This is a genomic window from Aquimarina rubra, from assembly GCF_042684305.1.
GTDB lineage: Bacteria > Bacteroidota > Bacteroidia > Flavobacteriales > Flavobacteriaceae > Aquimarina > Aquimarina rubra.
Map to the genome: position 1 here is coordinate 1,661,761 of NZ_JBHULE010000019.1, position 25,074 is coordinate 1,686,834.

Here is a 25,074-nt window from a genome sequence, read left to right on the forward strand (position 1 = left end):
TGGTAAGTTGTAACTAACTGGTAACAAATTTAGTATGAAAATTAGGTGTGAAAAAGATATTTTTTATTTTTTAGTTCAATCGGTTTTTTTAACCGATGAAATACTCAAATTTGACCAAAAAATAGAATTTCTTACGTAGTTTTTTTACGTTAAAACCGTAATGTTATATTTTTTTATGGGGAATTTTACTTTTTTTAGCAAGTTTTTTTATGCTTTTTATGTGCTAGAGAGAATATGAGCCTACTTTATTTAAAACTAGCAGTTCATCGAGATATTTTCTAGAATTAGAGAGTCTGGGTATTTTATGCTGGCCTCCAAGTTTATCATTTTTTTTAAGCCAATCATAAAACAAATTAGGTCGTGCATTATTAATTCGTAAAATGTTCAATGTAGTGTTATTATATCTTTTCGCTTCATAATCACTATTGATGTTCTGAAGATTTTGATCTAGAATTTTGGTAAAATGATCGAGGTTCTTTGGTGGTTTTTTAAATTCGATCATCCATTCGTGAGCTCCTTTTTCTTTTCCTTCCATAAAAATAGGGGCTACAGTATAATCAATGATCTCACTATCAGTTTCTCGGGTAGCTTTTCTAAGAGCTTCTTCAGCATTTTCGATAATGAGTTCTTCACCAAAAACATTGATATGGTGTTTAGTTCTTCCTGATACTTTTATTCTATATGGATTAATGGAAGTAAAACGCACGGTATCACCAATTTTGTATCTCCACAAACCGGCATTTGTAGTAATAATAACAGCATAATTTTTACCAACTTCTACATCACTTAATGGTATTACTGTTTCATTATTGGTTCCATAAGTGTTCATTGGTATAAATTCATAAAAAATACCGTAATCAAGCATCAATAGGAGTTCTGATGATTCATTTCGATCCTGGATTGCAAAGAAACCTTCAGATGCGTTGTAAATTTCATAGTATTTAAAAGAATTTCCTGGCAATATCTTTTTATACTGGTCAATGTATGGCTCAAAACTGACACCTCCGTGAAAATATACTTCAATATTTTTCCAAATCTCGAATAAATTTTCTTGGCCCGTTGTTTCTAATACCTGATTTAGTAGCACCAGCATCCAAGAAGGAACTCCTGCAAGACTTGTAACATTTTCCTGAACAGTTTCATGCACGATAGCCATCATTTTGGTTTCCCAATCACTCATCAGAGAAACTTCATTACTTGGGGTGGAACTAAATTCAGCCCAAAAAGGCATATTGTCTATGATAATTGCAGACAAATCACCAAATGAAGTGCCATTTTCTTTATATAATTCTTTACTACCTCCTAGGCGCAGACTTTTTCCGGTAAAAAGTTTAGAGTTTTCATTGTTATTCAAATACATGCACAAAAGATCTTTTCCTGCTGCATAATGACAGTCCTCTAGAGACTCTTGGCTAACGGGTATAAATTTACTTTTAGCATTAGTAGTTCCACTGGATTTTGCAAACCATTTAATCGGAGTAGGCCAATAAATGTTATGTTCTCCTAGTCGGCTGCGTTCGATCATTTCTTCATAATCTTCGTAGGATCGGATTGGAACACGCTCTTTGAAAGTTTCGTAGTTATGGATGGATGAAAAATCGTAGGTTCTACCAAATTCAGTATTTCTGGCTGTTTCTAGTAAAACATGTAACAATTCCAGCTGTACCTCATTAGGATATTTTAGAAAAAGCTCCATCTGATGAAAACGCTTTTTTAGAAACCAGCTAGCGATTGAATTAACTAAAGGGATTGGCATTTTTTGATGTATCTTTAGGCTGTAATTAGCATTAATATGATTGTGTGGTTGACTTTCATCGGAAACTAAAATAATAAAAATAATAACATTCTTTTTATACATTTAACTTATAACTAAACTTTTTATGCAATATCAAGGAGTACTCACCAAAATGCAAACCGAGATAGGGAACCCGATTCAGTATTATTTAGTCTTTGAGTCTGATTTTATTCATGTGAATCAATTATTGAATAAAAGGGTAACTATTAAGTTTGTGGAATATCAGTGTTTGGCTTGTGGAGAAAATAAAAAGATATACAGACAAGGATATTGTTATGATGATTTTTATAATCAACCTCAGGTAGGAGATTGGGTGATGCGACCAGAGCTTAGCACTGCACATTTAGATATTGAAGATCGGGATTTAGATTTCGAAAAAAAGGTGCAGCTTCAACCACATATTGTTTATTTGGCGAATTCTAGTAATATTAAAGTTGGTGTCACCAGAAAATCGCAAGTACCTACCAGATGGATTGATCAGGGAGCACACGAGGCTATCGAGATTGTAGAAGTACCTAATAGATATCTTGCAGGTATTACGGAAGTAGCCCTAAAAGAACATGTAGCTGATAAAACGAATTGGCGAAAAATGCTTAAAAATGAAATTGAAGACGAAGATCTGGCGGAATATCGAGATAGGCTTGAAGAGTTTATACCTGATGAAGTAAAAGAGTATTTTATAGCGAGTAATAAGGAAACTGAACTTAATTTTCCAGTATTAGCATATCCTAATAAATTAAAAAGCTTAAATCTTGAAAAAACACCAGAATATTCTGGTGTGTTAAAAGGGATTAAGGGGCAATATTTAATTTTTGAAGACGATACTGTTTTTAACGTAAGGAATAGTGAAGGGTACGTGGTTCAGCTATCTATCATTTAGTTAGCGTTTTTCTAATACCAATAATTCATTTCCGTATAGCTCACACTGTTTAATAGTATCTGTTATATGATCCAAAGTCGTTCTGGGATTGATGAGGCACATTCTTAAAACTACCTGTCCTAAAAGTACGGTAGTGACTAATAATGCTTCTCTGGATTCCATCATTTTTTCAGAAATTTTCTGATTAATTATATCGATTTCATTTTCCGAAAGATTTTCATCAATGGGATTATATCTAAAATTTATGACTGCTAAAGTGGCCGGAGAAATAACTTCCCATTTAGGACTTTTTCTAAGTATAGTTTCTGTTCGTTCTGCCAGCTCTACATTATATTGAATGGCCTTTTTAAAAGAATCCAAACCAAATGTTTTTAAGGACATATAGAACTTCAACGCACGAAAACGGCGTGTAAGCTGAATCCCATGATCATAAAAATTGATTTCGGATTCGTTACCTTCTACATCCCTAAGATATTCGGGCTTTTCGCTAAAAGTCCCACTGAGCCAGTTGTGATTTTTAACCAGTAAACAACCCATTTCATAAGGTTGAAAAAACCACTTGTGTGGATCTACTGTTAAAGAATCTGCTTTTTCGATACCTTTCAATAATTCTTTCCCGTTATCTGCCAATATTGCAGCACCTCCATAAGCTCCATCAATATGAAACCATAATTTTTCTTCTTCGCAGATTTGTGCAATTTCATCCAATGGGTCTACGGTACCTGTATTCGTAGTACCGGCAGAGGCAATCATACAAAATGGTTCTAAACCCTGTAGACGATCTTTAGCTATCGCATTTTTTAATTTGTTAAGCGATATTTTAAATTCCAGGTCTGTTGGAATAATTCTTATTTGACTTTTCTTAAAACCAATAACTTTGATGGCTTTTATGTTTGAAGAGTGTGCCTGGTCTGATAAATAAATGACAGCTTTGGAGAAGTCATCTCCGCATTTTATTCTTCTGGCGGTAACCAGTGCCGTAAGGTTGGCCATGGATCCTCCACTCGTAAAAATACCTCCTCCTTCTTTGGTGCCAAATCCAAAGATTTCTAACAACCAGTTCATCGTTAATATTTCTAATTCTGCAGCTCCCGGAGAAGCAGCCCATCCACCGGAAAAAATGTTAAATCCGGTAGCAATGGTATCTGCCATTGCACTGATGTAATTGCTTGGACCTGGTACAAAAGAAAATGATTTTGGATGAGAAACGATGGTACTCTGTGGAATGATGTGTTCCATTACAAATTCGAGTACTTCATTAGCGCTAGTGGGACGGTAGGGGATGTCTTCGGCCAATAAATCATCCATTTCTTCACGGGTTGCTATTGCGACCGGCTTTTTAGAGTCTTGAGTGTCAAAATGTTCCACAATATGATCAATAATGGAATAGCCATATTGTTTCATATCAGTTTTGGAAAGTTCTAATGTAGGATTTAGGTCGTTTTTCATCATTATAATTAAGGCCTTCTTTGCCTGCAAAAATATGCGATTTCGAAAACAAAAAAAGGTATAATTCAGTATAAAAAATGTATATACTATAAACCTTTTATACTACGAAGAATTTTATACCCTGAACAAAAGAAATGACTATTAGTGCAATGCCAATAATCTTAAATAATTTAGTCTTGGCATCTCCAGATTTTTTAGCCATTCTATTTCCCCATTTGCTATATAAATACAATGTGCCAATCTTGCCTAGGTATATTCCAGTAAAGAATAGAAATAGCGCTGTTAAAGGGGTGTGAAGTGTAAGTTGAAAAAGATGTTTGTTTGTAAGCGATATGGCTATTATCCAATATACAATAACAGGAGGGTTTAAAAAGGCAAGGGAGAAACCAGTTAAAAACTTAGACTTTCCCAACTTAATTTTTTGAGTTTGTTTGGTAGTTTCTTCTTTCTTCTTTCGTACTAAAAAATAAACACCCAGAACTAAAAATATGGAAATGATTACGAGCTGAATCCATGGATTATTTTCGAAAAAATCGGTAAGTTCCATGCTACAGTGTAACGCAAAAAAAGCAAGAAATACTTCTCCAATACCGGCTGCTAACGCAATTCTAAATGCTTTCCTAACATCTTCTCGTATGGTAGTATTGATAACGGCAATATTTACTGCCCCAAGAGGAAGTGCACCGACGATTGATGTTAAAGTTCCAAGAATTAGATAAACTAAAATCATATACTCTTAGTATAACTTTTGTAGTTATCCTTACACAACTTTATGAGATATACTTAATTATTTTCTGCCGAATCAAAACATCTTTTTTTAGTAGAAAGGATTGTTAATTTTAAATTGTGATATGAGTTAAAAACTTCTGTTAACTCCAATTCTCATTTTCTTTATGATTTCTTCAAAGTAGAGAATTGTTAATATGATTTTTTCTGTATCTGCATAGGGTACCAGTTCTTCAATAGAATTTTGCGCAATACTTATTGCTTCTTCAGTTGCTTCTGCACTCTTTTTTAGTGATTTTATATGATCAGAATCTTCCTTAATTCCTAAATCACCTAGACGAACACCTGGTTCGTTGGTTAAGGATAAAAATGGAATAACCGTTACAATTTCTCTCACTCTATCTTGGTATAATTGAATAAGTTCACCTTTTTTCAACTTTTCTAAATCACCAATTGTATGAAATCTGGTTATTTGATCTTTTTGAACGAAAAAAACGGCTTCATCTCTTTTCTGACCATATGTATATTGAAAAAACAGAAAAGAGATAAAACCAATTAGTAATTTTGATTTGAGCATAATTTAGATTACCGTGTTAAAATTCTTAAATAGGATTTGGGGAGATCCAGAGCAAAAAAAGTATTTTAATATATTGTCTATTGCATTACCATATAATTATTCATAGATTTTTTAAGTTGAAACTTTGGAGAGGATTTACTCATAGGGTCTTCGAAAAGATTATCAACACTAACAAAATCTCTAGTAAACCTATTGTATTTTAATACATTGGCAACGCCGTTATTTGGCTTGTAACTTACTTCTACACCCTCTCCGTGGATATTAAAAAAACTATTATCCATTTTAAAAGCTTTTTCGATAACCGCTAATGAAGTATAGGACTCGTCGAATTTTACCACATTTAAGAAACCAGATATTTTTGAATTATGCAGATAGACAAGTGCAGAATTCGTGGCAGAAATAGCAGATGTAGTATGCATATAATTAGAGTTGTCAGAAAGGTTTACAAAAGTCGAATTGGTAATAGTTACGTCTGTAATTGAATTTGGTCGTAAGTAACCAAGTTCTTTGTTATATCCATCAATTTCTATTGCATAGGATCCTTTTGGACTTGTGATATAAGGATGACGTATAGCCATCAAAAAGTCCAAATCTCCTTTAAAACCTTCAGAGATTTGAAAGTCATCATCTTCTGCTTTAAAAGAAAGCATGTTTCTCATATTATTATTTCCTCCTGTCCAGTTAAACGAATCTTGACCGGAATAACTAACCATTACGTGATCAATGATGGAAGCAGTACCAATTCCAAACAGGGATAAACCATTAGCGTTTTCTGTTCTTTTGGTTTTATTGCCTGGGAATTCAATCCTTACATATCTTAAAATTGCTGTTTGTTCATCCTTATCGGTTCCTCCGTATACAGCATACTGCGGATTAAAGTTTCCTTTAATAACACCATTACCGGAAACAGAATTTACCTTTCCTGAACCTGCAATAATAATTCCACCCCAATCACCGCTTGCACGTGATTTAGCCGCTTTATTAGATGTAAAAACAATTGGATAAGCTTCTGATCCTACTGCTATAAGTTTCGAACCTCGAGTGATAATAAGGTTCGCTGGATTTTCGTGATCAGCTCTTATGACCGTTCCTTCTTGAATCGTAAGAACTGCATTACCAATAACATAAACGTCTCCAGAAAGTAAATATACCGTGTCATTACTTAAGTATGTGTCATCCGCGATAATGTTAGGAAGTCTCTCGTCAGGTTCCGGGTAGTTTGTGGTATTTGGTGTGAAATTGGTCCAACCTTTTATCCACTTACTGTCGTTTCTGTCAAAATCTTGAGCGTGAGAAGTTAGGATGGTAATACATAATAGAATGCTTGAGGTCAAAGCGCATCTTAGTTTCATAAAAGTGTTATTTTGGGGTTATAAATTCAGAAGAAATTTCTTTCTTCTTCTTTAGGGATACTAAGTTACTATACTTTTTAAAGAGTTGGTTACGTATTTACCGTAAAATATGTACGTTCGTCGTTGTTTTAGGTTTATTTGTGATAATTTTAAGAGTATAATTCCTACTTAATTTAATTTTATTGTATTGGCTGTCAGATATTTATGAATTGTTTATTCATTTATGAAAAATGATAAACAAAAAGTTTATCTTTAATAAATATTTTTTGAATGAAAAAATGCGATTTCTACAAATTACTGTAAATCAAAGTTTTGTGTTTTTAGTATTTTTTGAAGTTTATTATAATTTTTAACAGTCTAATGCAGATTTTTAGGTTTAAAAGCACAAAAAAGAGCTAAAAAACAGTTGTTAGGAAGCACTTTTTTATTTTAAACATTTTATAATTTTAAATTGTAGCTTGATTTTTAGTGGCGTAGCCTCTAGATATTTCCTTCTTTACCCAATCGCATCTTTTTTATCATTTCTTCAAAATGCAATATTGCCCAGATAATCTTATCTGTATCAGAGTAAGGAACTAGTTCTTTTATAGTGTTTGTTGTATAAACAAATGCTCTATCGGCTATTTCATTGTTTTTTTCAACTACTTTAATGTGGTCAGAATCTTCTTTGATTCCTACATCACCAAGACTGGTTCCTGGAGTATTTGATAAAGATAAATAGGGAAGAACTATAAAAATCTCTTTAACACGTTCTAAGTATAATTCTATTAGTGCTCCTTTATTAAGGTCTTGTAGTTCATCAATAGTGTGGAATCTTTGGGTCAAATCGTTATTGTCAAAGAAAACTCCTTTTTTTTTGGTTTGGGCCCTTAAGGTGCCAATCGTTAATGTTACAAGTAATATGGTAAGTATTTTTTTCATGGTGTTAGTTGTTGATGGAAGAACGTTTATTGAACTACCATATAGTTATTTAATGAATTCTTTAATGTAAAATCTGGATTCGCTTTGTCTAAAGGATCACTAAAAATCTCTTCAGGTTGCTGAAATCTTTTAGTAAATCGGTTGTATTTAAGCAAGTTAAATGTGTCTCCTGTTATGTTGTGATACGTAGTAACCCCTTCTTTATGTACATTAAAAAAACTGTTATCCAGTTTAAAAGCTGTTTCTATCATTCTGAGCGTAGAGAATGATTTATCTAGTTTGACTACATCAGAAAATCCGGATATATTAGAATCATTTATGTATAATTGTCCAAGGTTATTAATCGATATTGCAGCTCTGGAGTGGTAATAGTTGCTTTCATCTACCAATATTATTAATGTTGCTCCGGTGATATCTATACTTGATAATATTTTAGAACTTTCAAAACCTAATTTTTTATTGTAACCATCTACTTCAATAGCATAAGATCCATTGTTGCTTGTAATATAAGGATGTTTGACGGCTAAAATGTTTGTTAGTTCTCCTCTATATCCCTGAGTAAAATCAAAATCGTCATCACTGGATTTATAGGAGATAAGATTTTTGGAAGTAGAGGCTCCTCCGTGCCATTCGAACGAGTCATCGGCAGAATAGCTGACCATTATGTTTTCTACTACAGATTGATTTCCAAGAGCATAAAATGAAAGGCCATTGGTTGATTTACCTGCATATTCAATCCTAACATATCTAAGTATAGTAGTTTCTTCATCGATATCGTTTCCTCCAAATTTGGTATACAATGGATTAAATTCTCCTTTTATGATTCCTTCTCCTTCTACTGTATTTGCTTTACCAGAACCAATAATTGTAATTCCTCCCCAATCACCGCTCTTTCTGGAATGACTAGATTTGTTAGATGTAAATATTATAGGTAAAACTTTGCTTCCATCAGCAATAAGTTTAGCGCCTTTAGTAATAATTAGGTTGGTAGATTTTTCGGAATCCGCTTTTATCAGTGTTCCCTCTTGGATGGTTAGTGTGGCATTATCTGTTACATATACATCTCCTGAAATAAGGTAAATAATATCACTTCTTAGATACGTGTCTTTGCTTATAATGTTTGGTAATTGGATATCGTGATTAGGATAATTAGTACGATTTGGTTCAAAGTTTGTCCAATCCCTTGTCCATTTCATATTATTTACATTGAAATTATTTTGAGATAATCCTGAGATAGAAATTGCAATAAATAAAAATATACTAAGTAGTTCTCTTTTTTTCATAACTCCATTTTTTAAGTCTTACACTTTAGTAAACCACATTTGAATAATATCAAAAAGTCATCATTTGTCGGTGGTGATATCATTTAGTACGGTTAGATGAAATGAAGATTACATAAAAAAACATTTATTAACATTTTTTTGTAATTGTTATTAGTAGAGATTTTATCAAGTTTATTGTTGCTTTCCGCTTTGTTTATGGTGTTTTAGGCGGGTGTTGATATTATATGATGCAAACGGTATAAAGCAAAAAAACAGCTATAAAAGCTGTTTTTAACGTTAGGGTAGGTGTGTTTTAAAAATTTCCGTTGACTCCTATTCGGATTTTTTTAATCATTTCTTCATAATACAAAATGGACCATATTATTTTTTCGGTGTCAGCGTATGGTATAAACTCAGTGATTAAGTTACTTGTGCTTTCAAAAGCATCTGTTGTGGTTTCGTGATGTTTTTTTAACAGTTTAAGATTATCAGAGTTTTCTTTAATACCGATATCCGAAAGGCTTACATCTGCTTCATTGGTTAATGCGATATAAGGTAGGACGGTAATAATTTCATTTGCACGTTCTATATATAATTTAACCAGTTCTCCTTTTTTTAAATCTTCCAACTCATCAATAGTATGAAATTTTGTGGTCAAGGTGCTTTGGTCAAAAAATATATTTTTTTTGGATTGTGCAAAGCTGGTAATTGTTAGAAACAAAGTTAGTAATAGGGTAATTGATTTCATTATAAGGGTGTTAATTAAGGTAAATTTTGATCTTATTGCATGACTGTATAAGTGTCACGAGATTGTTTTAGTATGAATTTTGGGTTTTTAGCATCTAGTGGCTTCTCGAAAAAATCAGCGACATTTCTGAATTGCGTAGTAAACATATTATATTTAAGCAGTTTTTGTGCTTCGCTTTTAGGTTCTAGTTGAACCAGTACATTAACATCGTGAACATTGAAGATACTATTCTCTAAAGAAAAAGACTTTTCTAAAGTAGCATATGAGGTATATGATTTATCGAATTTCACCACGTTAGCAAAACCGGATATTTTGGAATCAGTAAAATTTAACCGTGCCAGGTTTTTTGACGAAATAGCAGCATTGGTATGTTGGTAGTTGCTACTATCGGATAAGTTAATTAAAGTGGCATCCTTAATATTTACAGAGGATAACCCTTTTGATGTTATACCTAATTTTTTATCATACCCATCTATCTCGATAGCATATGATCCACTTACATCAGAGATGTATGGATGCCTTACTGCAAGAATATTATATAGTTCTCCCTGAAATCCCAGAGTAAAATCATAGTCATCATCCTTGGCTTTATACGAAATTAGGTTATGCATATTTGCCTTTCCTCCAAAAAACTCAAAAGAATCATCTGCAGAGTAGCTTATCATAATGTTGTCAAGGATGGATTCTTTTCCTAACGCATATAATGACAGGCCATTTAATTCTTTTGATCGATTAACTTTTTTTCCTGCATATTCAATTCTTACATAGGTCATAATTGCAGTCATTTCATCATCATTATTTCCTCCATATAGTGAATATTGAGGTAAAAAATCACCTTTTATAATACCAGCTTCCGAAGGAGAATTAATTGTTCCCGATCCTGCAATGATAATTCCTCCCCAATCACCACTTTTTCTTGCTCTTGGGGATTTACTAGAAGTAAAAACTATAGGTTGACCATTTAAGCCTCTGGCGATAAGTTTGGATCCCCTACTAATGATAAGACTGGTTTCTATTTCTGTTGCACAACGAATAATAGTTCCTTCTTGTATTGTTAATGTGGCTCCGTTAGTAACATAAACATTACCGGACATCAAGTAGACTGCATCATTTGTTAGATAAAAATCTTGATCGATAATAGTCGGGATATCTTCGTCTGCTTCGGGGTATGCTTCGTGATTAGGGTCAAAATTAGTCCATCCTTTCATCCATTTCATGGAATCGTCATTAATCATATTTTGGGATGATACTATAGCCGAGGAAAATATCAGTATTGTCAGGGATAAAATTGTTGATCTCATAACTGTTGTGGGGGTTTTAGTATTTTGAGAGTAAAATTATGATGATAAGGGTTTAGCTTATGGGTTACAACTTTACTAAATAGTTAATTCAGTTTTAATAAATTTATTGTGTTAGAAACTCAGTTTTTTACTAAAAAGGCGTTAAAAGTCTTGGGTACTGTTTGTGAAGTGCTAATTGGTTCTAAATTTTAAATGGTTTGTACTATTTATTAATCCAATTAAAATCTAACCCTTATTATGTATTTTCCCAAAGCTAATGTAGTAAGAAATAAGCTCAAAAAAAATTAATCAGTAGTGTTACTAAATCGTCATTAGGATTTTTATACAAAATAGAGTGTTCTATCATTTTAACTGGTAAAATGACAAAAAAAAGGAGTTAATATATGTTATGTAAAGGTGTTAGTTCTTTGTTCCTGTAGTGTCTTTTTTCTTTTTCTTACCAAGAAATCCTCCTAAAATATCTTTAGCGGCATCTTTAAGCTTGTCTTCTGGTTCGTCAGTTGTTGTTTTAGTAGAATCTTTGTCTTTGTTAGAGCCGCCTAATAAATCAGTAAGTACTCCAGTACCTTTATCCAATATTTTGTCTTTAGCTTTTTCCTTTTGCTTATTAATAATTTGCTGGGTTAATTGCGTTACAGCCTGTTTGGTATTAAGATTTATTTTGGGGTTAGAAAAATTACCCGATATACCAATAGGTAGTGCAACTTTCATTTCACTGGCTTCCCGTTCGTTAAGTTGAGAAATTAATCCACCTATTTCATTACCCAAATATTTTGCAGGTACATCTAATGATACATTATAATTCATATTCATATCAAAACTGTGACTTCCTCCAGCGGTTATTTTAATTCCCTTAATGTCAAAATCAAATGGTTTTACATTGATTTTACCATCATCAAAACTTAGTGAGGTTTTAAGATCTTTTAGGCTTAGTTTGTCAAGGTCTAGAAAGTTTAGTTGACTATCTAGTTTGGATAATAATGGTGTTTGAGCAGTACTAACTTGAGCATCCAGTATTTCTGCCAGAGCGTTTCCTTTAAGAGAATTTAGTACGGGTGTAAGATCGTTATTTAGATTACCATTTAAGTTAATTTGTGTGTTTAATGCACCTGTTAAGGCTTTGGCAATTGGAGCTAATCCTTGCAGTAATTCCAGACTTGAAAAAGATTTAGCAATATCAATTTTACTCAAGTCCAAATTCATGCCAAAATTAGGAGTCTTTGATTTAGTGGATACTTTGCCGTTAAAGGCAAGTCCTCCATCAAATAAATTAGATGTCACGTTTTGCAAATAGGCAGTTTCGTCATTTATTTTTACACTCCCTTTTGTTTTTCGTAACTCTAAGTTGTCATAGATTACCTTTTCCGCATTAAAATTTAAAGTTGCATCAAGAAATGATGGTATCTTCAGTGCTTCTTTTTCAGTATTTTTGGTCTGTCCTTCGCTTGATTCATTTTCTGCTACCATAAAATCATCTACCGCAAAAACTTCAGAATTAACATCAAAGTTTCCTTTAAGATCTTGTTTTGAGAATAAAAAACCCATTAAATTATTAATAGTACCTTCTGCAGTTAGGTCAGATTTACCTGTAGTCACTTGCATCTTGTCTAAAGTGATTGTCTGCGGTTTAAAACTTACACTGGCTTTTTTAATTTTTATCTCATTAGGTAATTCTGGAGAAGCATAGGTAAAACTATCTAAACTGGCGGTACCAGAGCTTTTTACATTTTGATATTGCTCTTTTTCTAAAGATTGCATATCAAAATTGGTGTTTACATTTGCTTTAAGTATTCCGTTCAATTCCTGTTCTAACTGCATTGGATATGCTTTATCTAAATTGGCAAGATTCAGTGTTCCATTCACAGCCATATCTACAATCATATTTGTTGTTATATTTCTTAAACTACCTTTGGCTGCAAAGGTATCTTGATCTATTCTAAAAGTAAGATTTCCAATATTTATATACGTGTCATCAGCTAAACCAGTGTCGTTTTTAATTTGTGTATCTATTGTAATGTTTTGAACGCTTTTTGGTAGATCAGGATATTTAAATGACGCATTGTTTGATATAATTTTAATATCCATTTTTGGGATATATGTATCATCAGCTTTTCCTTTGATAGTACCTTTTACAGAGAAATCTCCTGTAGTTTGAACCCCATCCAGGTTTTTAGCATATACTTCCGGAATAACGGCTAAGAAATTTTTAAAGTCCGATGAAGGGGTTTTAAAACTGAGATCTACATCGGTGTATTTTTCGAAAAGCTGTACAAACCCTTCAAATTCCAACGGTAGTTGATTTACAAAAGCCTTATTTTCTTTAAAAGCATATCTTTGATTCTCAAGATCTAATTCTAATTCTGCATCGAGCTTTAATGCATTTTTATTTAAATATTCTGTGTTATCCAGACTAAATGACACTTCAGAACTGGATTTTGTGTCCAATAGTATGTTCTCTCCTGATAAAGATCCATCGCCACTATGATTTACATTAGTCATGAGCAACGCAATTTTGCCTACATCATCTTTATACAAAAGTTTGCTGTTGTTTATTTCATAATGATCTAGTTCAAAGGTAAAAGAACTACCTTCTTCTTCTGGAGTTACTTCGGTTTTTTCTGATGTTTTTGTAATGTCAAAATTAGAATTTCCTATTGAGTCTGTCTTTATTACAATGTTTGCTTCGTCAATTATAAATTTCTGGACACTGATAGGTTCTGAAGCATCTTTGAATAATTCGTTTATAGACATATCCAGAGAAATCTTTTTGGCATATGCCAATGTATCTCCTTCAAAAGGAGCGAAATTAATGATAGAAAGCTCATCAATAATCACAGATGCCTGAGGGAAGCTTCGGATTAAGCTTATGTCTACATCAGTAAAATCAACTTTTGCATTTACATGCTGATTCGCTAAATAACGGATTTTATCTTTTATCGTTCCTCCAAATAAGAGAGGTAGCGAAATGATTGTTATAATCAATAGAATTACAAGAACTCCGAAGATCTTAAGAGCTTTTTTGATCATTTTAATTGCTTTTGTGTAAAGTAACGATTTACAAAGGTACGATGTTGCTATTTTTGAGTTAACTATTTGTTAGATTTTTTTAAATCTCTAGAGCTAACTCACCTCCCTGTTTTAATTTGAACCTTTTTCTTAAGATGTAAACACCCAAATAGAGAATGGGAGTATCTAGAGCGGCAACCAATACTTTGAATAAAAAGCCATTTAATAAAAGCACTCCAAAACGATCCCAATCAATAACGCCTGTAGAACATAATAACAGCAATACCGTAAAAGTATCAATAAATTGAGAAGAAAAGGTAGAGAAGTTATTTCTTAGCCAAAGATGTTTTCCTTTAGTAACTCTTTTCCAAAAATGAAAAATCTGAATATCAATATACTGAGCAAAAAGGTATGCCATCATAGAAGCAAAAACAGCAACGGCGGTTGCACCAAAAACCTTAGTAAACGTCTCATCGTTAATTGGAGACCAAGTTGTGGCGGGAACTTCTTTGGAGGCGTAAACAATTAACAACGAAAAGAATGAAGCAAAAATACCAGCGGTAACAATTTGATTGGCTTTTCTTTTTCCATAGACCTCACTAATGATATCAGTAATCAAAAAGGTGATAGGGTACGGTAAAATCCCTACGGAAATTTCAAAAGTATATACTCCGAAAAAATCCCAGTAGAAGAATTTCTGAAAAATTAGATTAGATGCTACTAATGAAGAAATAAATAAAGCTCCAAGTATGAGATAAATCCTATACGCTACTATTTTGTCTTTTAGATTCAGAGGGAGTTTGGTTTAAATAGATTTAGTTCATAATACTTCGCTCAAAAATAAGGTGAAGTGATTTTGTTTTCCTTAATTTGTTCTTAAAAATACAGAGTTCTACTCAGAATATAAATATCCACATTTGAAAACATCAAATCGTATACATATTTCTTTAGGAAGTAATATCGGAAATCGTCTGGATTATCTTCAGCAGGCTTTGCAGTTGATTTATAAAACTATTGGAGATGTAGTGGATATTTCAGGAGTGTATCAAACACCGGCTTGGGGGTTTAGTAGTGACGATTTTTATAATGCGTGTATTTTGGTAAAGACTTTTGATGCTACTTCAGAAGTCTTGGATAAACTTTTGGAAATCGAAAATTCATTAGGAAGGAATAGAACAGATGCAGAAGGATATGAAGCAAGAACTATTGATCTGGATATTATTTTTTCTTCGGAAGGAATTGTAGAAACCGAGAATTTGATTGTTCCTCATCCTTCTATGCAAGATCGGAAATTTGTATTGAAACCTCTTGAAGAAATAGCTGAGGAGGAAGAACATCCAATAGTAAAACAAACCGTACATCAGCTTCTAGAAAATACAACAGATGTATCTGAAGTAATAAAGCTAAAAGATGTTCTTTTAAATCCTAAACAAAAATATTCTTTATCCTCAGTCCAATACCTAACGATAGAAGGGAATATTGGTGCCGGTAAAACAAGTTTAGCACATCTGATTGCTCAAGAATTTAATGCTAAGTTGGTGCTAGAGCGTTTTGCTGATAATCCTTTTTTGCCAAAGTTCTATGAAGATATGGAACGATATGCGTTTCCGCTGGAAATGTCATTTTTAGCCGATCGTTATCAAAGATTACAAGATGATATAGGTCAGTTTGATCTATTCAAGGATTTTGTGGTTAGTGACTACGATGTGTTTAAATCATTGATTTTTGCACAGGTAACCTTGCAGGAGGATGAATATAAGTTGTACAAGAAGGTTTTTGATATTATGTATCGCGATTTGCCAAAGCCAGGATTGTATGTGTATTTATATCAAAACACGGAACGCTTGTTAGAAAATATTAAAAAACGTGGCCGCGACTACGAGCAGAAAATCCCCGCAGAATATCTAAATAAAATCAACAAAGGGTACTTACAATTCATTAAATCACAAGCGCACTTTAATGTTCGAATCATAGATATATCCGATAAGGATTTTATAAGCAATCGTGAAGATTATATTTGGATTTTAAACCAGTTGACCAAATAATCTATCCCTTCTGTAGGGCACTAGCAACTTTTTGAACTTCATCCAAAACACGAAGTAAATTACCGCTCCAAAGTTTTTCTATTTGTGCTTCGGTATATCCGCGTTTTACCAATTCTAAAGTAACATTAAACGTTTCAGAAGCATCACTCCAGCCTTCAATACCGCCACCACCATCAAAATCAGAACTGATACCTACGTGTTCTATACCGATTTTATCAACCATATAATCAATATGATTTACAAAATCTACCACATCAACGGCAGGAGGTAAGTTGTTCATTTTTTTGACCTTTGCTCGTCTTATCGCAGCCATTTTTCCTAAAAAGTCATAGTAGGTTTCTTTTTCTTCAGAACTAAGTTTCATGACTTCTTCTCGTTCTAGCCAAGTGACTCCCATAGAATCTGCTATTTGTTTTCCGATCTCTACTTCTTTAACAACTCTCTTTTCGAATTTTTCCGTGTTCAAATAAGAGGTAAAAGCAACGGTTTGTACCACACCGCCATTTTCTTTTAACCACTGTAATTGTTCATCATCAAGATTTCTACTATGATCACATAAAGCTCTTGCAGAAGAGTGAGAAGCGATAATCGGTGCTTTAGAAAGCTCGATCATTTGTCTCATGGATTCCTTGGATGGATGTGATACGTCAATCATCATACCCCATTTGTTCATTTCGGCTACGACTTCTTTTCCAAGATCACTCAATCCATTGTGCAACCATACATCATCAGCCTCGCCAGTATTAGAGTCGCAGAGTTGGCTATGTCCGTTATGAGATAATGACATGTATCTTCCTCCCAGATCATAAAACTTTTTTACGTTATTGATATCGGTTCCTACCGGATAACCGTTTTCAATACCAATCATAGCTACCTTTTTGCCGGATTTGTGAATTCTACGAACGTCTTCAGAAGTCAATGCTAATTCAATTTGATTTGGAGCAATAGTATCCACCAATCTGTGAATTGCATCAAACTTAGACATAGCAATTTTATGTGCTTTCTCAAAACCTTCTGTTGTGAGTGAATCTTGACCCGTATACACAATAAACCAGGCAACATCTAGTCCGCCTTTTTTCATTTTTGGTAAGGTGATTTGCGAATTTAGGTCTTGTGTGTAATTAATAGAATCTGTAAAGTTTTTGATATTGATATCACAATGGGTATCCAGCGTAATGACATTTTTATGAATTTCTTTTGCTTTTGCGATGAGTTGATCCTCTGTCATTGCTTCCTCTTTTTTAGCTTCTGTTGTTTTTTGGTTGCAACTTATGAAAGTTAGACAGGCGACTAGTAGTACAGAAATGAATTTCATTATGAAAATAGTGATTGAGTTAGTGAGCCTTAAACTTACAAAACAAATCCCATATCACGACACCAGCACTAACTGAAATGTTCAAAGAATGTTTACTACCGTATTGTGGTATTTCGATTACAGTATCGCTAGAAGAAACCACTTCTTGTTGGACGCCTTTTACTTCGTTTCCAAAAATGATCGCATAGGTTTGATCAGCTTCAGGATTAAAATCGTTAAGCATGGTTGCATTTTCAGCTTGTTCAATGGATGCGATTTTGATATTTTCGGATTGAAGTTTAGTAACTAGTTCTAAAGTATTTTCTGTATACTCCCAATCTACCGTTTCGGTAGCTCCAAGTGCTGTTTTCTGAATGTCTTTGTGAGGTGGAGTTGCAGTGATACCGCATAGGTATATTTTTTTAATCAAAAAAGCATCTGCCGTTCTAAACACAGATCCAATATTATTAAGACTTCGGATATTATCAAGGATGATAATCAGCGGAGTTTTTTCTGCATCTTTAAATTCAGCCACTGTTTTGCGATCTAGCTCGCTATTTTTTAGTTTTCTCTTCTTTTCCATTATGGCAAAAATATCATTTATTCATTATACCATTCATACATTTATTCATTGAAACTGGATTGTGAATAAAAATGAATAACTCCTTTTCACTACGTTTCAAAAAAAAATAGAGAATACCTACTTTAGCCACAGTAGCAAAATTATATCCTTTTGGCAGCAAAAAAAGAAAAGAAAGTAACTCCGTTAATGAAGCAATACAATGCGATTAAGGCTAAATATCCTGACGCATTATTGTTGTTTAGAGTAGGAGATTTTTATGAGACTTTTGGCGAAGACGCTATCAAAGCTGCTGCTATTCTCAATATTGTTCAGACCAAAAGAGGTAATGGAAGTGAGCATGAAACAGCTTTAGCTGGGTTTCCACACCATTCTTTGAATACGTATCTTCCTAAATTAGTAAAAGCCGGAGAACGAGTTGCGATTTGTGATCAATTAGAAGATCCGAAGCAGACTAAAACTATTGTTAAAAGAGGAGTAACAGAGTTGGTAACTCCCGGTGTTGCTCTAAATGATGAGGTTTTACAGAGTAAGACCAACAATTTTCTATGTGCTCTACATTATGGTAAAAAAGAACTAGGTGTTGCATTTTTGGATGTCTCTACCGGAGAGTTCTTAACTGCACAGGGTGATGTGGCACAAATGGATAAACTTTTACGAAATTTTAATCCGAGTGAGGTTTTAATTCCTAAACCTAAAAAGCAGTCTTTCCAAAAAGATTTTGGAAGTGATTTTCATACGTTTTTCTTAGAAGACTGGGTATTTAAGACGGATTATGCAAATGAAACCTTGAATGCTCATTTTGAAACTACTTCCCTAAAAGGATTTGGAGTGGATCATTTGCAAGAAGGTGTTATCGCTGCAGGTGTGATTCTCCATTACTTAGGAGAGACACAACATCATAAATTACAACATATAACGGCTATACAGCGTATTGCAGAGGATGAGTATATTTGGATGGATCGTTTCACCATTCGTAATCTAGAGTTGTATAATCCTAATGCTGTTAATGCAGTAACATTAATAGATGTTATTGATAAAACCATCTCTCCGATGGGTGGTCGTACTTTAAAACGTTGGTTGGCATTGCCTCTTAAGAATATTGCCAGCATCCATAAACGTCATGAAGTTGTACAGTATTTTTTAGAAAATAAGATTTTGCTTCAGAAGATTCAACATCAGATTAAGCAGATCGGAGATATTGAACGTTTGATTTCTAAAGTAGCTACAGGAAAAGTGAATCCTAGAGAAGTTATTCAACTTAAGAATTCTTTGGAAGCGATAGTGCCGATAAAAGCACAAGCTGCTAATAGCGATAATGAAGCATTAACAGTGATAGGAGATACACTTCACGATTGCGAGTTGCTCCGAAATAAAATTAAAGAGACGATTAATGAAGAAGCTCCTGTAAATATCCTAAAAGGAAATACCATAGCAGATGGATATCTGGATGAGTTGGATGAATTACGTTCTATCGCTTTTTCAGGGAAAGATTATCTGGATAAAATGCTGGAACGAGAAACAGAGGCTACCGGTATTACTTCTCTAAAAATAGCTTCAAATAATGTTTTTGGATATTATATTGAGGTAAGAAACACTCATAAGGATAAGGTGCCTGAAACCTGGATACGTAAGCAAACATTAGTAAATGCAGAAAGATATATCACTGAAGAATTAAAAGAGTACGAAGCTAAAATTCTGGGAGCAGAAGAAAAAATCCTGTTATTAGAGCAGCAATTATTTAGTGATTTGATTGTGTGGATGAATGAATATATCAAGCCAGTACAACTAAACGCTAATTTAATTGGGCAATTAGATTGCCTATGTTCTTACACTCAGTTGGCAGAAGAAAATAACTATACACGTCCTGTTATCGATGATTCTCATATTCTTGAAATTAAAAATGGACGTCATCCGGTAATAGAGAAGCAATTACCTCCCGGAGAACAATATATAGCAAATGATGTCTCTTTGAACAGAGAAGATCAGCAGATGATTATGATTACAGGTCCTAATATGAGTGGTAAATCTGCGATATTAAGACAAACCGCATTGATCGTTTTATTAGCTCAAATGGGAAGTTTTGTTCCTGCAGATGAAGCCAAGATTGGAGCGGTAGATAAAATATTTACGAGGGTAGGAGCCAGTGATAATATCTCTATGGGGGAATCTACATTTATGGTAGAGATGAATGAAACGGCAAACATTCTAAACAATATATCGGATAGGAGTTTAGTGTTGCTTGATGAGATTGGTCGTGGAACCAGTACGTATGATGGAATTTCAATCGCCTGGGCCATTAGTGAATTTCTCCATGAACATCCAGCAAGGCCGAAAACATTATTTGCAACACATTATCATGAATTGAATGAAATGTGCGAAACTTTTGATCGTATAAAAAATTATAATGTAGCGGTAAAAGAATTAAAGGACAATGTACTTTTTCTACGGAAATTAGTTCCAGGCGGCAGTGAGCATAGTTTTGGAATTCACGTAGCTAAAATGGCGGGAATGCCTCAGCAAGTATTGCATAGAGCTAATAAGATGCTTAAAAAATTAGAAAAATCTCATAGTAGTGAAGAATTAACTGATAAAATAAAAGGAATCCAAGAGGAAGATGAATTACAATTAAGTTTCTTTAATCTGGATGACCCTTTGCTGGAAGAAATCAAAGATGAGATTGTAAATATTGACATAGATACGCTTACTCCGGTAGAAGCTTTGATGAAATTGAATGAGATTAAACGTATGTTAACCAGGAAGAAAGCTTCATCGGTGTAAAGTTTTTTATTCTTTTTTTAGAAAAGACTTTGGTATTACTAGAAATGTTTTAAATTTGCATCCGCAATAACGAATTGCGAAGTTCATAAAATTACTGCGAAAGTAGCTCAGGGGTAGAGCATCATCCGCCTCAGGCGGATATGGGTCGCTTCATTCTTAGAATGATAAAAACCCTCAAGTAATATTCCTGATGTACAGTATTAAAATGCGAAAGTAGCTCAGGGGTAGAGCATCACCTTGCCAAGGTGAGGGTCGCGGGTTCAAATCCCGTCTTTCGCTCTGATAAAATATACCACGCTCGGGTGGTGGAATTGGTAGACACGTTGGACTTAAAATCCAATGTCCATTAGGACGTACGGGTTCAAGTCCCGTCCCGAGTACTTAAAGCCTTCTTAATCTTTCGATTTTGAAGGCTTTTTTGTTTTTAGACGTTTCTGTTTTTGTGTGGGAATGGTTTAATTTCCTGCTGGTTTCAACATAGTTTCAACATTTTTATTTTAGTATATGTTCTTTTTAAATGAATATTTGGAAGTTAGATTTTGATTTGCTTTGTTTTTTGATCCTTTTTCTAGTTGTTTGGATTAAAACAAAGGTGGTATTTAAGCTAATTGTGAAGTCGTTAGGATAATTATAAGTTTTGTTATTTTGTAGTTTAAAAGAGCTTAAAATGGAATTTGTTGAACTCTTGTAGTTAATCGATCCACTCTATTTCATATCCTACTTCACCTTCTTCTATTTCTCCAACTTTGAATCCTAAAATTTCTGTAGCGATCTTTTTAAAATAGGTTTTCCAAGCAAGCCATTCATCTTCATCCATATTTGCTTCGAACTGGAGTCCACCAGGTTCTATTGACGCAAATATGTATTTTTCATCTTCGTTGAAACTAAACCAGTATGGAATACCTTTTTGACCTAAACCTTCTTTTCCAAAACCTAACCATCCAGGCATCTGAGCATATACTTGTGCTACTTTATCCCAAATATCTTTAGGTAGATCGTATCTGATATTTATAGTGCAATGATGTTCTTCCATCGTTTTATTGAATTTTTATTCATTTTCAAATGGATTATATCCTCTCGATGCAAAAACTATTTTCAATTCATCCATATAATTTATAATACTTTCATATGTTTTATTCACAAGAGTTTGTCTGATTGTTTCAGTTCTTCCTAAATATACTTCTTCAAGTTTCCATATTTTATAGGGTTCAAAATACCTTGGAGACCATCCCCCTCCGGTTTCATACCTATCAACTTCTTCAATATAATTCCAAAGCCAATCAACCGACTTATTTTTTCTATTGATTAAATACCTCAATTTCATGATTAACGCTACTATTGGAGCACTAAAATAAGAGACATTGTACTCAGCTTCGAACCAAAATTCCGAAGTTGGGAAATAATCTTCACAGCACAAACATTTATAAACTTCAATTGTTGCTAAATCAGAAATACAGCATAAGTCTAAAAGATAACTGGGATGATCAACCTTATCCAAGTATTTAGAAAAATTACCTATTAAAGATTTCTTTGGTTTTTTCCAATTATGTGAGAATCCTAATAGTCCAATTATTGGTCCAACCTGATGGCTAAATTTACTTTGATAAAATTTACTTTTGATTTTAAGTGCATCATTTGTTGCTTCAGTAATTGCAGTACCCGTGATATTAATTTTTGATTCAAAGGCGGCAATTACACCGTGTGATAAAAAAAGTTCTTTTTTATTATTCAAGAGCCAAGCTGGATAATCTGGTTCTAGAATAATAATATCCAATTGGGGACTTGTAGTACCATCCGGAAATAATATCCTACCTGTGTTTCTATAATTAAGCCTTTAGGCAACCATTTTTTAAATAATTCTGCCCAAATTTGCTCAGCACCAGCACCTGCAGTAGATGCATCATTGTCCATTTTGTTTCGACGAATTATATCGTTAAAATTACTTATTAATTCTTCAGATAATCTTTCCTTATAATATGTGAAATCATGTTTTTTAGTTTCTGCTTTTGATATCCTTTCATGAAACTTTTTATATGAATTCTTTTTTTTGGGCATGATATTAATCTTATTTTAGATTATCGTTTTATTGAACTTTTAGATTTTTTTATCAAATAAATATTTGCCTTGTTCATTTTCTAAATAGTCAATTACAAAATGAGGTATTCTTACAGCTTCCTTTACACTATCCGGGGCATCACCAGGAACAATAAATTCATTAATTTCTGTATTATAATTAATCATTTCGTTGTCAAAATTTATTATTCCATCAAGTTTCTTTTTTGAACTAAATGGGTTTATGATACTTAAATTTAATGTTCCTTTTAAACTCCAAGAATTCTCAATATTTTTTTTGTGAAAATCTTTATGTTTGTAGTATAAATTTGTTAATACGACTAAATCAACATTATTATAATTCATTTGGTCGAAATATGAATTATCTGTAAATAATCCAGCAGAAGCTGTTAAATAACCAACCCAGCTTTGCATATCAGCTTTGTCGTTGCAGCCAATCAATAGAATATTAATTTCCTTTTCATCAGATTCAGAATTAAATTTTTTATGAGCTGATATTAAAAAATCTTTCAGGTTATTGTCCATGTTTTTCAATTCAGCATGTGGTTTCAGTACCTTTCCTTGCTTTTCTAACCCTTCGTCAATAGCTTTTGACAGAATATTAATTATGTCATCTTTGTTATCTAATCTTCCTAAAGTTTGAAATTTAAAAGAATCAGAGTTTTGAACCTCTTCCATTGCGTCAAAAGAAGCACACTTAACCTCTATATTATATGTAAACCCTTTTGATTTGAATTGACAATCCACATCTTTTTTGTTTTTAGGGTTAACCTGAACCTCAACTTTGAAATTATCTTTTTCACTAAAGTAATTTGCTACTGCGATTTCACAAGCTCCTTGTATAAAGCTTTTTTCATCAAATTTAGATTTATTTAATTGCATTTTATCTTCCCAAAAAACTTTAAAATCTTTCTCAGATATGATTTTCTTTATTTTATTAATTGATTCTAAAAAATCGTTAAAATAATTACTTTTTAATTGTTTTGCGATTTTTAAATAATGATTATTTGGTAAGTCTAGATTCTCGAATTCTTTAAGCATATTATCATTTTATTGAACTTTTCTATTACCCTTAAAAATTAGAAAAAAAGGAGTTAGGTGATTTAAATTCTTCCTATCTAACCTATTCTGTATGTCACCTTTAATTTTGTTAGGATTTTTATTAGTACCTAAAATCATTTCCATAATTTCTTGTGCTTCTAAATAGTTATCAACTTTTACAGAGCGTGAGAAATCAATGTTACTTTTCGAATCTGAAACCTCAATATCAAAATTTGGAGAGTAATTAAATTTTTTCATTATCTGTTGATGCTCTCCATTTTTAAAAAATTCTAGAATATAATCAGCTTTTTCTTTTGTTGTCATTTTATCGTTTTATTGAACTTTAATTGTACTATCCCGGACGGAAAACATTTCCGCGCTATCTGGTGCGGAGTCCAGTTATAATTTTAAGTTTGAACTTTTTAGAAATCTCTTCATCTATTGTTGCTACGAAATTGAATAAGCATAAATTCATTTTCGAAACATAACTGAATTCGAAATTTAGGTGTTGCCCAATTTGGTTTACATATTCAGGAAATTGTTTAGCAAACTCTTTTGATATTTTTCGTCTATTGTGTACTGTTAAATTTCTCAGCTGAATATAAAAATTAATATTTTTTCTATGTTCATCGGTTTTAAAAATATCTATGTTTAGTCGACTTTTAAAGAATTTTTCGATGTCTTTTATTCCTTTATAAAATAGTTCCTCAATCTTTTTACTAGCAATAGAACTAATTAAATCATCCAATGATTCATGTTCCAAAATAAAGTCGAGCTTTTCAGATTCTTGGGATTTTAAAATTTGAGGTTTCTTAAGTACAACTTCTGAAAGAATATCTTTAAAATAAGTATTAAAGTTATCAATTGTATTTACATATATCATCGAGCTTAAGTGGATTTCATAAAAATTTACATCTAGAAAGCTGTCTAAATTGCTATTCAAGCTTTTTTTTACCATTTCAGGGTTAGCCACGTGATCATAGATACTTGTGAAATATTCTTTCGCCTCGCCATTGTTTTTTGAAATAAGCTTATTTCCAACTTCTAAATAGCTTATAAGCATTTCTGATCTCTGGATTTCTTGCCAAAAAGTTGCAAAAGATTCTGTTGATTTGGTCTTGATTTTTGCATGATATTTTGAATTTTCTTCATTCATAGAATTGTCGTCATTTAAATTGTACCCAACATAAGCATATATCAACCAGTAAAAACATAAAACATAACTACTTAAGTAGATTACTGT

At 32.8% G+C, this 25,074-nt stretch carries 22 protein-coding genes and 2 tRNA genes; 5 read left to right on the forward strand and 19 right to left on the reverse strand.

All coding sequences use genetic code 11. From position 1 onward, the window contains the following. Nucleotides 1–223 precede the first annotated feature (223 nt). Nucleotides 224–1,756: a GH3 auxin-responsive promoter family protein gene (locus tag ACFSR1_RS15760; RefSeq protein WP_378293980.1), complete on the reverse strand. Its 1,533-nt coding sequence runs from the start codon at nt 1,754–1,756 to the stop codon at nt 224–226. A 124-nt stretch (nt 1,757–1,880) separates the two neighbouring features. Between ACFSR1_RS15760 and ACFSR1_RS15765 the strand changes: the two genes are divergently transcribed. Then, nucleotides 1,881–2,675 (forward strand): DUF2797 domain-containing protein, encoded by a 795-nt coding sequence (locus ACFSR1_RS15765; RefSeq protein WP_378293981.1) that lies wholly within the window; start codon nt 1,881–1,883, stop codon nt 2,673–2,675. Here the strand turns inward: ACFSR1_RS15765 and ACFSR1_RS15770 are convergent, their stop codons facing one another. The 10 genes from ACFSR1_RS15770 to ACFSR1_RS15815 all read right to left on the reverse strand — a co-directional run bounded on the left by ACFSR1_RS15770 (nt 2,676) and on the right by ACFSR1_RS15815 (nt 14,810). After that, nucleotides 2,676–4,124 carry a pyridoxal phosphate-dependent decarboxylase family protein gene (locus ACFSR1_RS15770; protein ID WP_378293982.1) on the reverse strand — a complete coding sequence of 483 codons (1,449 nt, stop codon included), beginning with the start codon at nt 4,122–4,124 and terminating at the stop codon, nt 2,676–2,678. It abuts the gene before it with no gap. A 97-nt stretch (nt 4,125–4,221) separates the two neighbouring features. Continuing rightward, a complete protein-coding gene (locus ACFSR1_RS15775; protein WP_378293983.1) occupies nt 4,222–4,854 on the reverse strand; it encodes a LysE family transporter in 633 nt (210 codons plus the stop codon). Between the two features lie 126 nt (nt 4,855–4,980). Then, nucleotides 4,981–5,427, reverse strand: a complete 447-nt coding sequence (locus ACFSR1_RS15780) for a hypothetical protein (protein WP_378293984.1) — start codon at nt 5,425–5,427, stop codon at nt 4,981–4,983. A 77-nt stretch (nt 5,428–5,504) separates the two neighbouring features. Next, the gene (locus tag ACFSR1_RS15785; protein WP_378293985.1) at nt 5,505–6,779 is read right to left on the reverse strand and encodes a hypothetical protein; all 1,275 of its coding nucleotides are present in this window, start codon (nt 6,777–6,779) and stop codon (nt 5,505–5,507) included. A 480-nt stretch (nt 6,780–7,259) separates the two neighbouring features. Then, nucleotides 7,260–7,700, reverse strand: a complete 441-nt coding sequence (locus tag ACFSR1_RS15790; protein WP_378293986.1) for a hypothetical protein — start codon at nt 7,698–7,700, stop codon at nt 7,260–7,262. A gap of 26 nt (nt 7,701–7,726) precedes the next feature. Next, complete coding sequence (locus ACFSR1_RS15795) at nt 7,727–8,983, reverse strand: hypothetical protein (protein ID WP_378293987.1); 1,257 nt, start codon at nt 8,981–8,983, stop codon at nt 7,727–7,729. Between the two features lie 292 nt (nt 8,984–9,275). After that, nucleotides 9,276–9,710 (reverse strand): hypothetical protein, encoded by a 435-nt coding sequence (locus tag ACFSR1_RS15800; RefSeq protein ID WP_378293988.1) that lies wholly within the window; start codon nt 9,708–9,710, stop codon nt 9,276–9,278. A gap of 32 nt (nt 9,711–9,742) precedes the next feature. Next, entirely contained in the window at nt 9,743–11,011 is a 1,269-nt protein-coding gene (locus tag ACFSR1_RS15805) for a hypothetical protein (RefSeq protein WP_378293989.1), read from the reverse strand. Between the two features lie 399 nt (nt 11,012–11,410). Next, the gene (locus tag ACFSR1_RS15810; RefSeq protein WP_378293990.1) at nt 11,411–14,038 is read right to left on the reverse strand and encodes an AsmA-like C-terminal region-containing protein; all 2,628 of its coding nucleotides are present in this window, start codon (nt 14,036–14,038) and stop codon (nt 11,411–11,413) included. A gap of 79 nt (nt 14,039–14,117) precedes the next feature. Continuing rightward, entirely contained in the window at nt 14,118–14,810 is a 693-nt protein-coding gene (locus ACFSR1_RS15815) for a queuosine precursor transporter (protein ID WP_378294518.1), read from the reverse strand. Between the two features lie 124 nt (nt 14,811–14,934). Between ACFSR1_RS15815 and folK the strand changes: the two genes are divergently transcribed. After that, nucleotides 14,935–16,062 (forward strand): 2-amino-4-hydroxy-6-hydroxymethyldihydropteridine diphosphokinase, encoded by a 1,128-nt coding sequence (gene folK / locus ACFSR1_RS15820; protein ID WP_378293991.1) that lies wholly within the window; start codon nt 14,935–14,937, stop codon nt 16,060–16,062. Nucleotide 16,063: 1 nt separating this feature from the next. On the opposite strand, the gene ACFSR1_RS15825 is transcribed toward folK, so the two are convergent. Together ACFSR1_RS15825 and ACFSR1_RS15830 are read right to left on the reverse strand one after the other, a co-directional pair. After that, nucleotides 16,064–17,377: a dipeptidase gene (locus ACFSR1_RS15825; RefSeq protein WP_378293992.1), complete on the reverse strand. Its 1,314-nt coding sequence runs from the start codon at nt 17,375–17,377 to the stop codon at nt 16,064–16,066. A 19-nt stretch (nt 17,378–17,396) separates the two neighbouring features. Continuing rightward, the gene (locus ACFSR1_RS15830) at nt 17,397–17,939 is read right to left on the reverse strand and encodes an RNA methyltransferase (RefSeq protein ID WP_378293993.1); all 543 of its coding nucleotides are present in this window, start codon (nt 17,937–17,939) and stop codon (nt 17,397–17,399) included. A gap of 186 nt (nt 17,940–18,125) precedes the next feature. On the opposite strand from ACFSR1_RS15830, the gene mutS reads away from it, so the two are divergent. The 3 genes from mutS to ACFSR1_RS15845 all read left to right on the forward strand — a co-directional run bounded on the left by mutS (nt 18,126) and on the right by ACFSR1_RS15845 (nt 21,097). Further along, nucleotides 18,126–20,717 (forward strand): DNA mismatch repair protein MutS, encoded by a 2,592-nt coding sequence (mutS, locus tag ACFSR1_RS15835; protein ID WP_378294519.1) that lies wholly within the window; start codon nt 18,126–18,128, stop codon nt 20,715–20,717. A gap of 207 nt (nt 20,718–20,924) precedes the next feature. Next, nucleotides 20,925–20,996: transfer RNA gene (locus ACFSR1_RS15840), tRNA-Gly, on the forward strand. Nucleotides 20,997–21,013: 17 nt separating this feature from the next. Beyond that, a tRNA-Leu gene (locus ACFSR1_RS15845) sits at nt 21,014–21,097 on the forward strand. Between the two features lie 311 nt (nt 21,098–21,408). Here the strand turns inward: ACFSR1_RS15845 and ACFSR1_RS15850 are convergent. The 6 genes from ACFSR1_RS15850 to ACFSR1_RS15875 are packed head-to-tail and all read right to left on the reverse strand — an operon-like array spanning nt 21,409 to nt 24,987. After that, nucleotides 21,409–21,750, reverse strand: a complete 342-nt coding sequence (locus ACFSR1_RS15850) for a hypothetical protein (RefSeq protein ID WP_378293994.1) — start codon at nt 21,748–21,750, stop codon at nt 21,409–21,411. A 15-nt stretch (nt 21,751–21,765) separates the two neighbouring features. Next, nucleotides 21,766–22,491, reverse strand: a complete 726-nt coding sequence (locus tag ACFSR1_RS15855; RefSeq protein WP_378293995.1) for a hypothetical protein — start codon at nt 22,489–22,491, stop codon at nt 21,766–21,768. Then, a complete protein-coding gene (locus ACFSR1_RS15860; RefSeq protein ID WP_378293996.1) occupies nt 22,473–22,772 on the reverse strand; it encodes a hypothetical protein in 300 nt (99 codons plus the stop codon). Before ACFSR1_RS15860 ends, ACFSR1_RS15855 begins: the two co-directional genes overlap by 19 nt. A gap of 39 nt (nt 22,773–22,811) precedes the next feature. Beyond that, entirely contained in the window at nt 22,812–23,831 is a 1,020-nt protein-coding gene (locus ACFSR1_RS15865) for a hypothetical protein (protein WP_378293997.1), read from the reverse strand. 9 nt (nt 23,832–23,840) lie between these two features. Further along, a complete protein-coding gene (locus ACFSR1_RS15870) occupies nt 23,841–24,155 on the reverse strand; it encodes a hypothetical protein (protein ID WP_378293998.1) in 315 nt (104 codons plus the stop codon). Nucleotides 24,156–24,210: 55 nt separating this feature from the next. Further along, nucleotides 24,211–24,987, reverse strand: a complete 777-nt coding sequence (locus tag ACFSR1_RS15875) for a hypothetical protein (protein ID WP_378293999.1) — start codon at nt 24,985–24,987, stop codon at nt 24,211–24,213. Nucleotides 24,988–25,074: the final 87 nt, after the last annotated feature.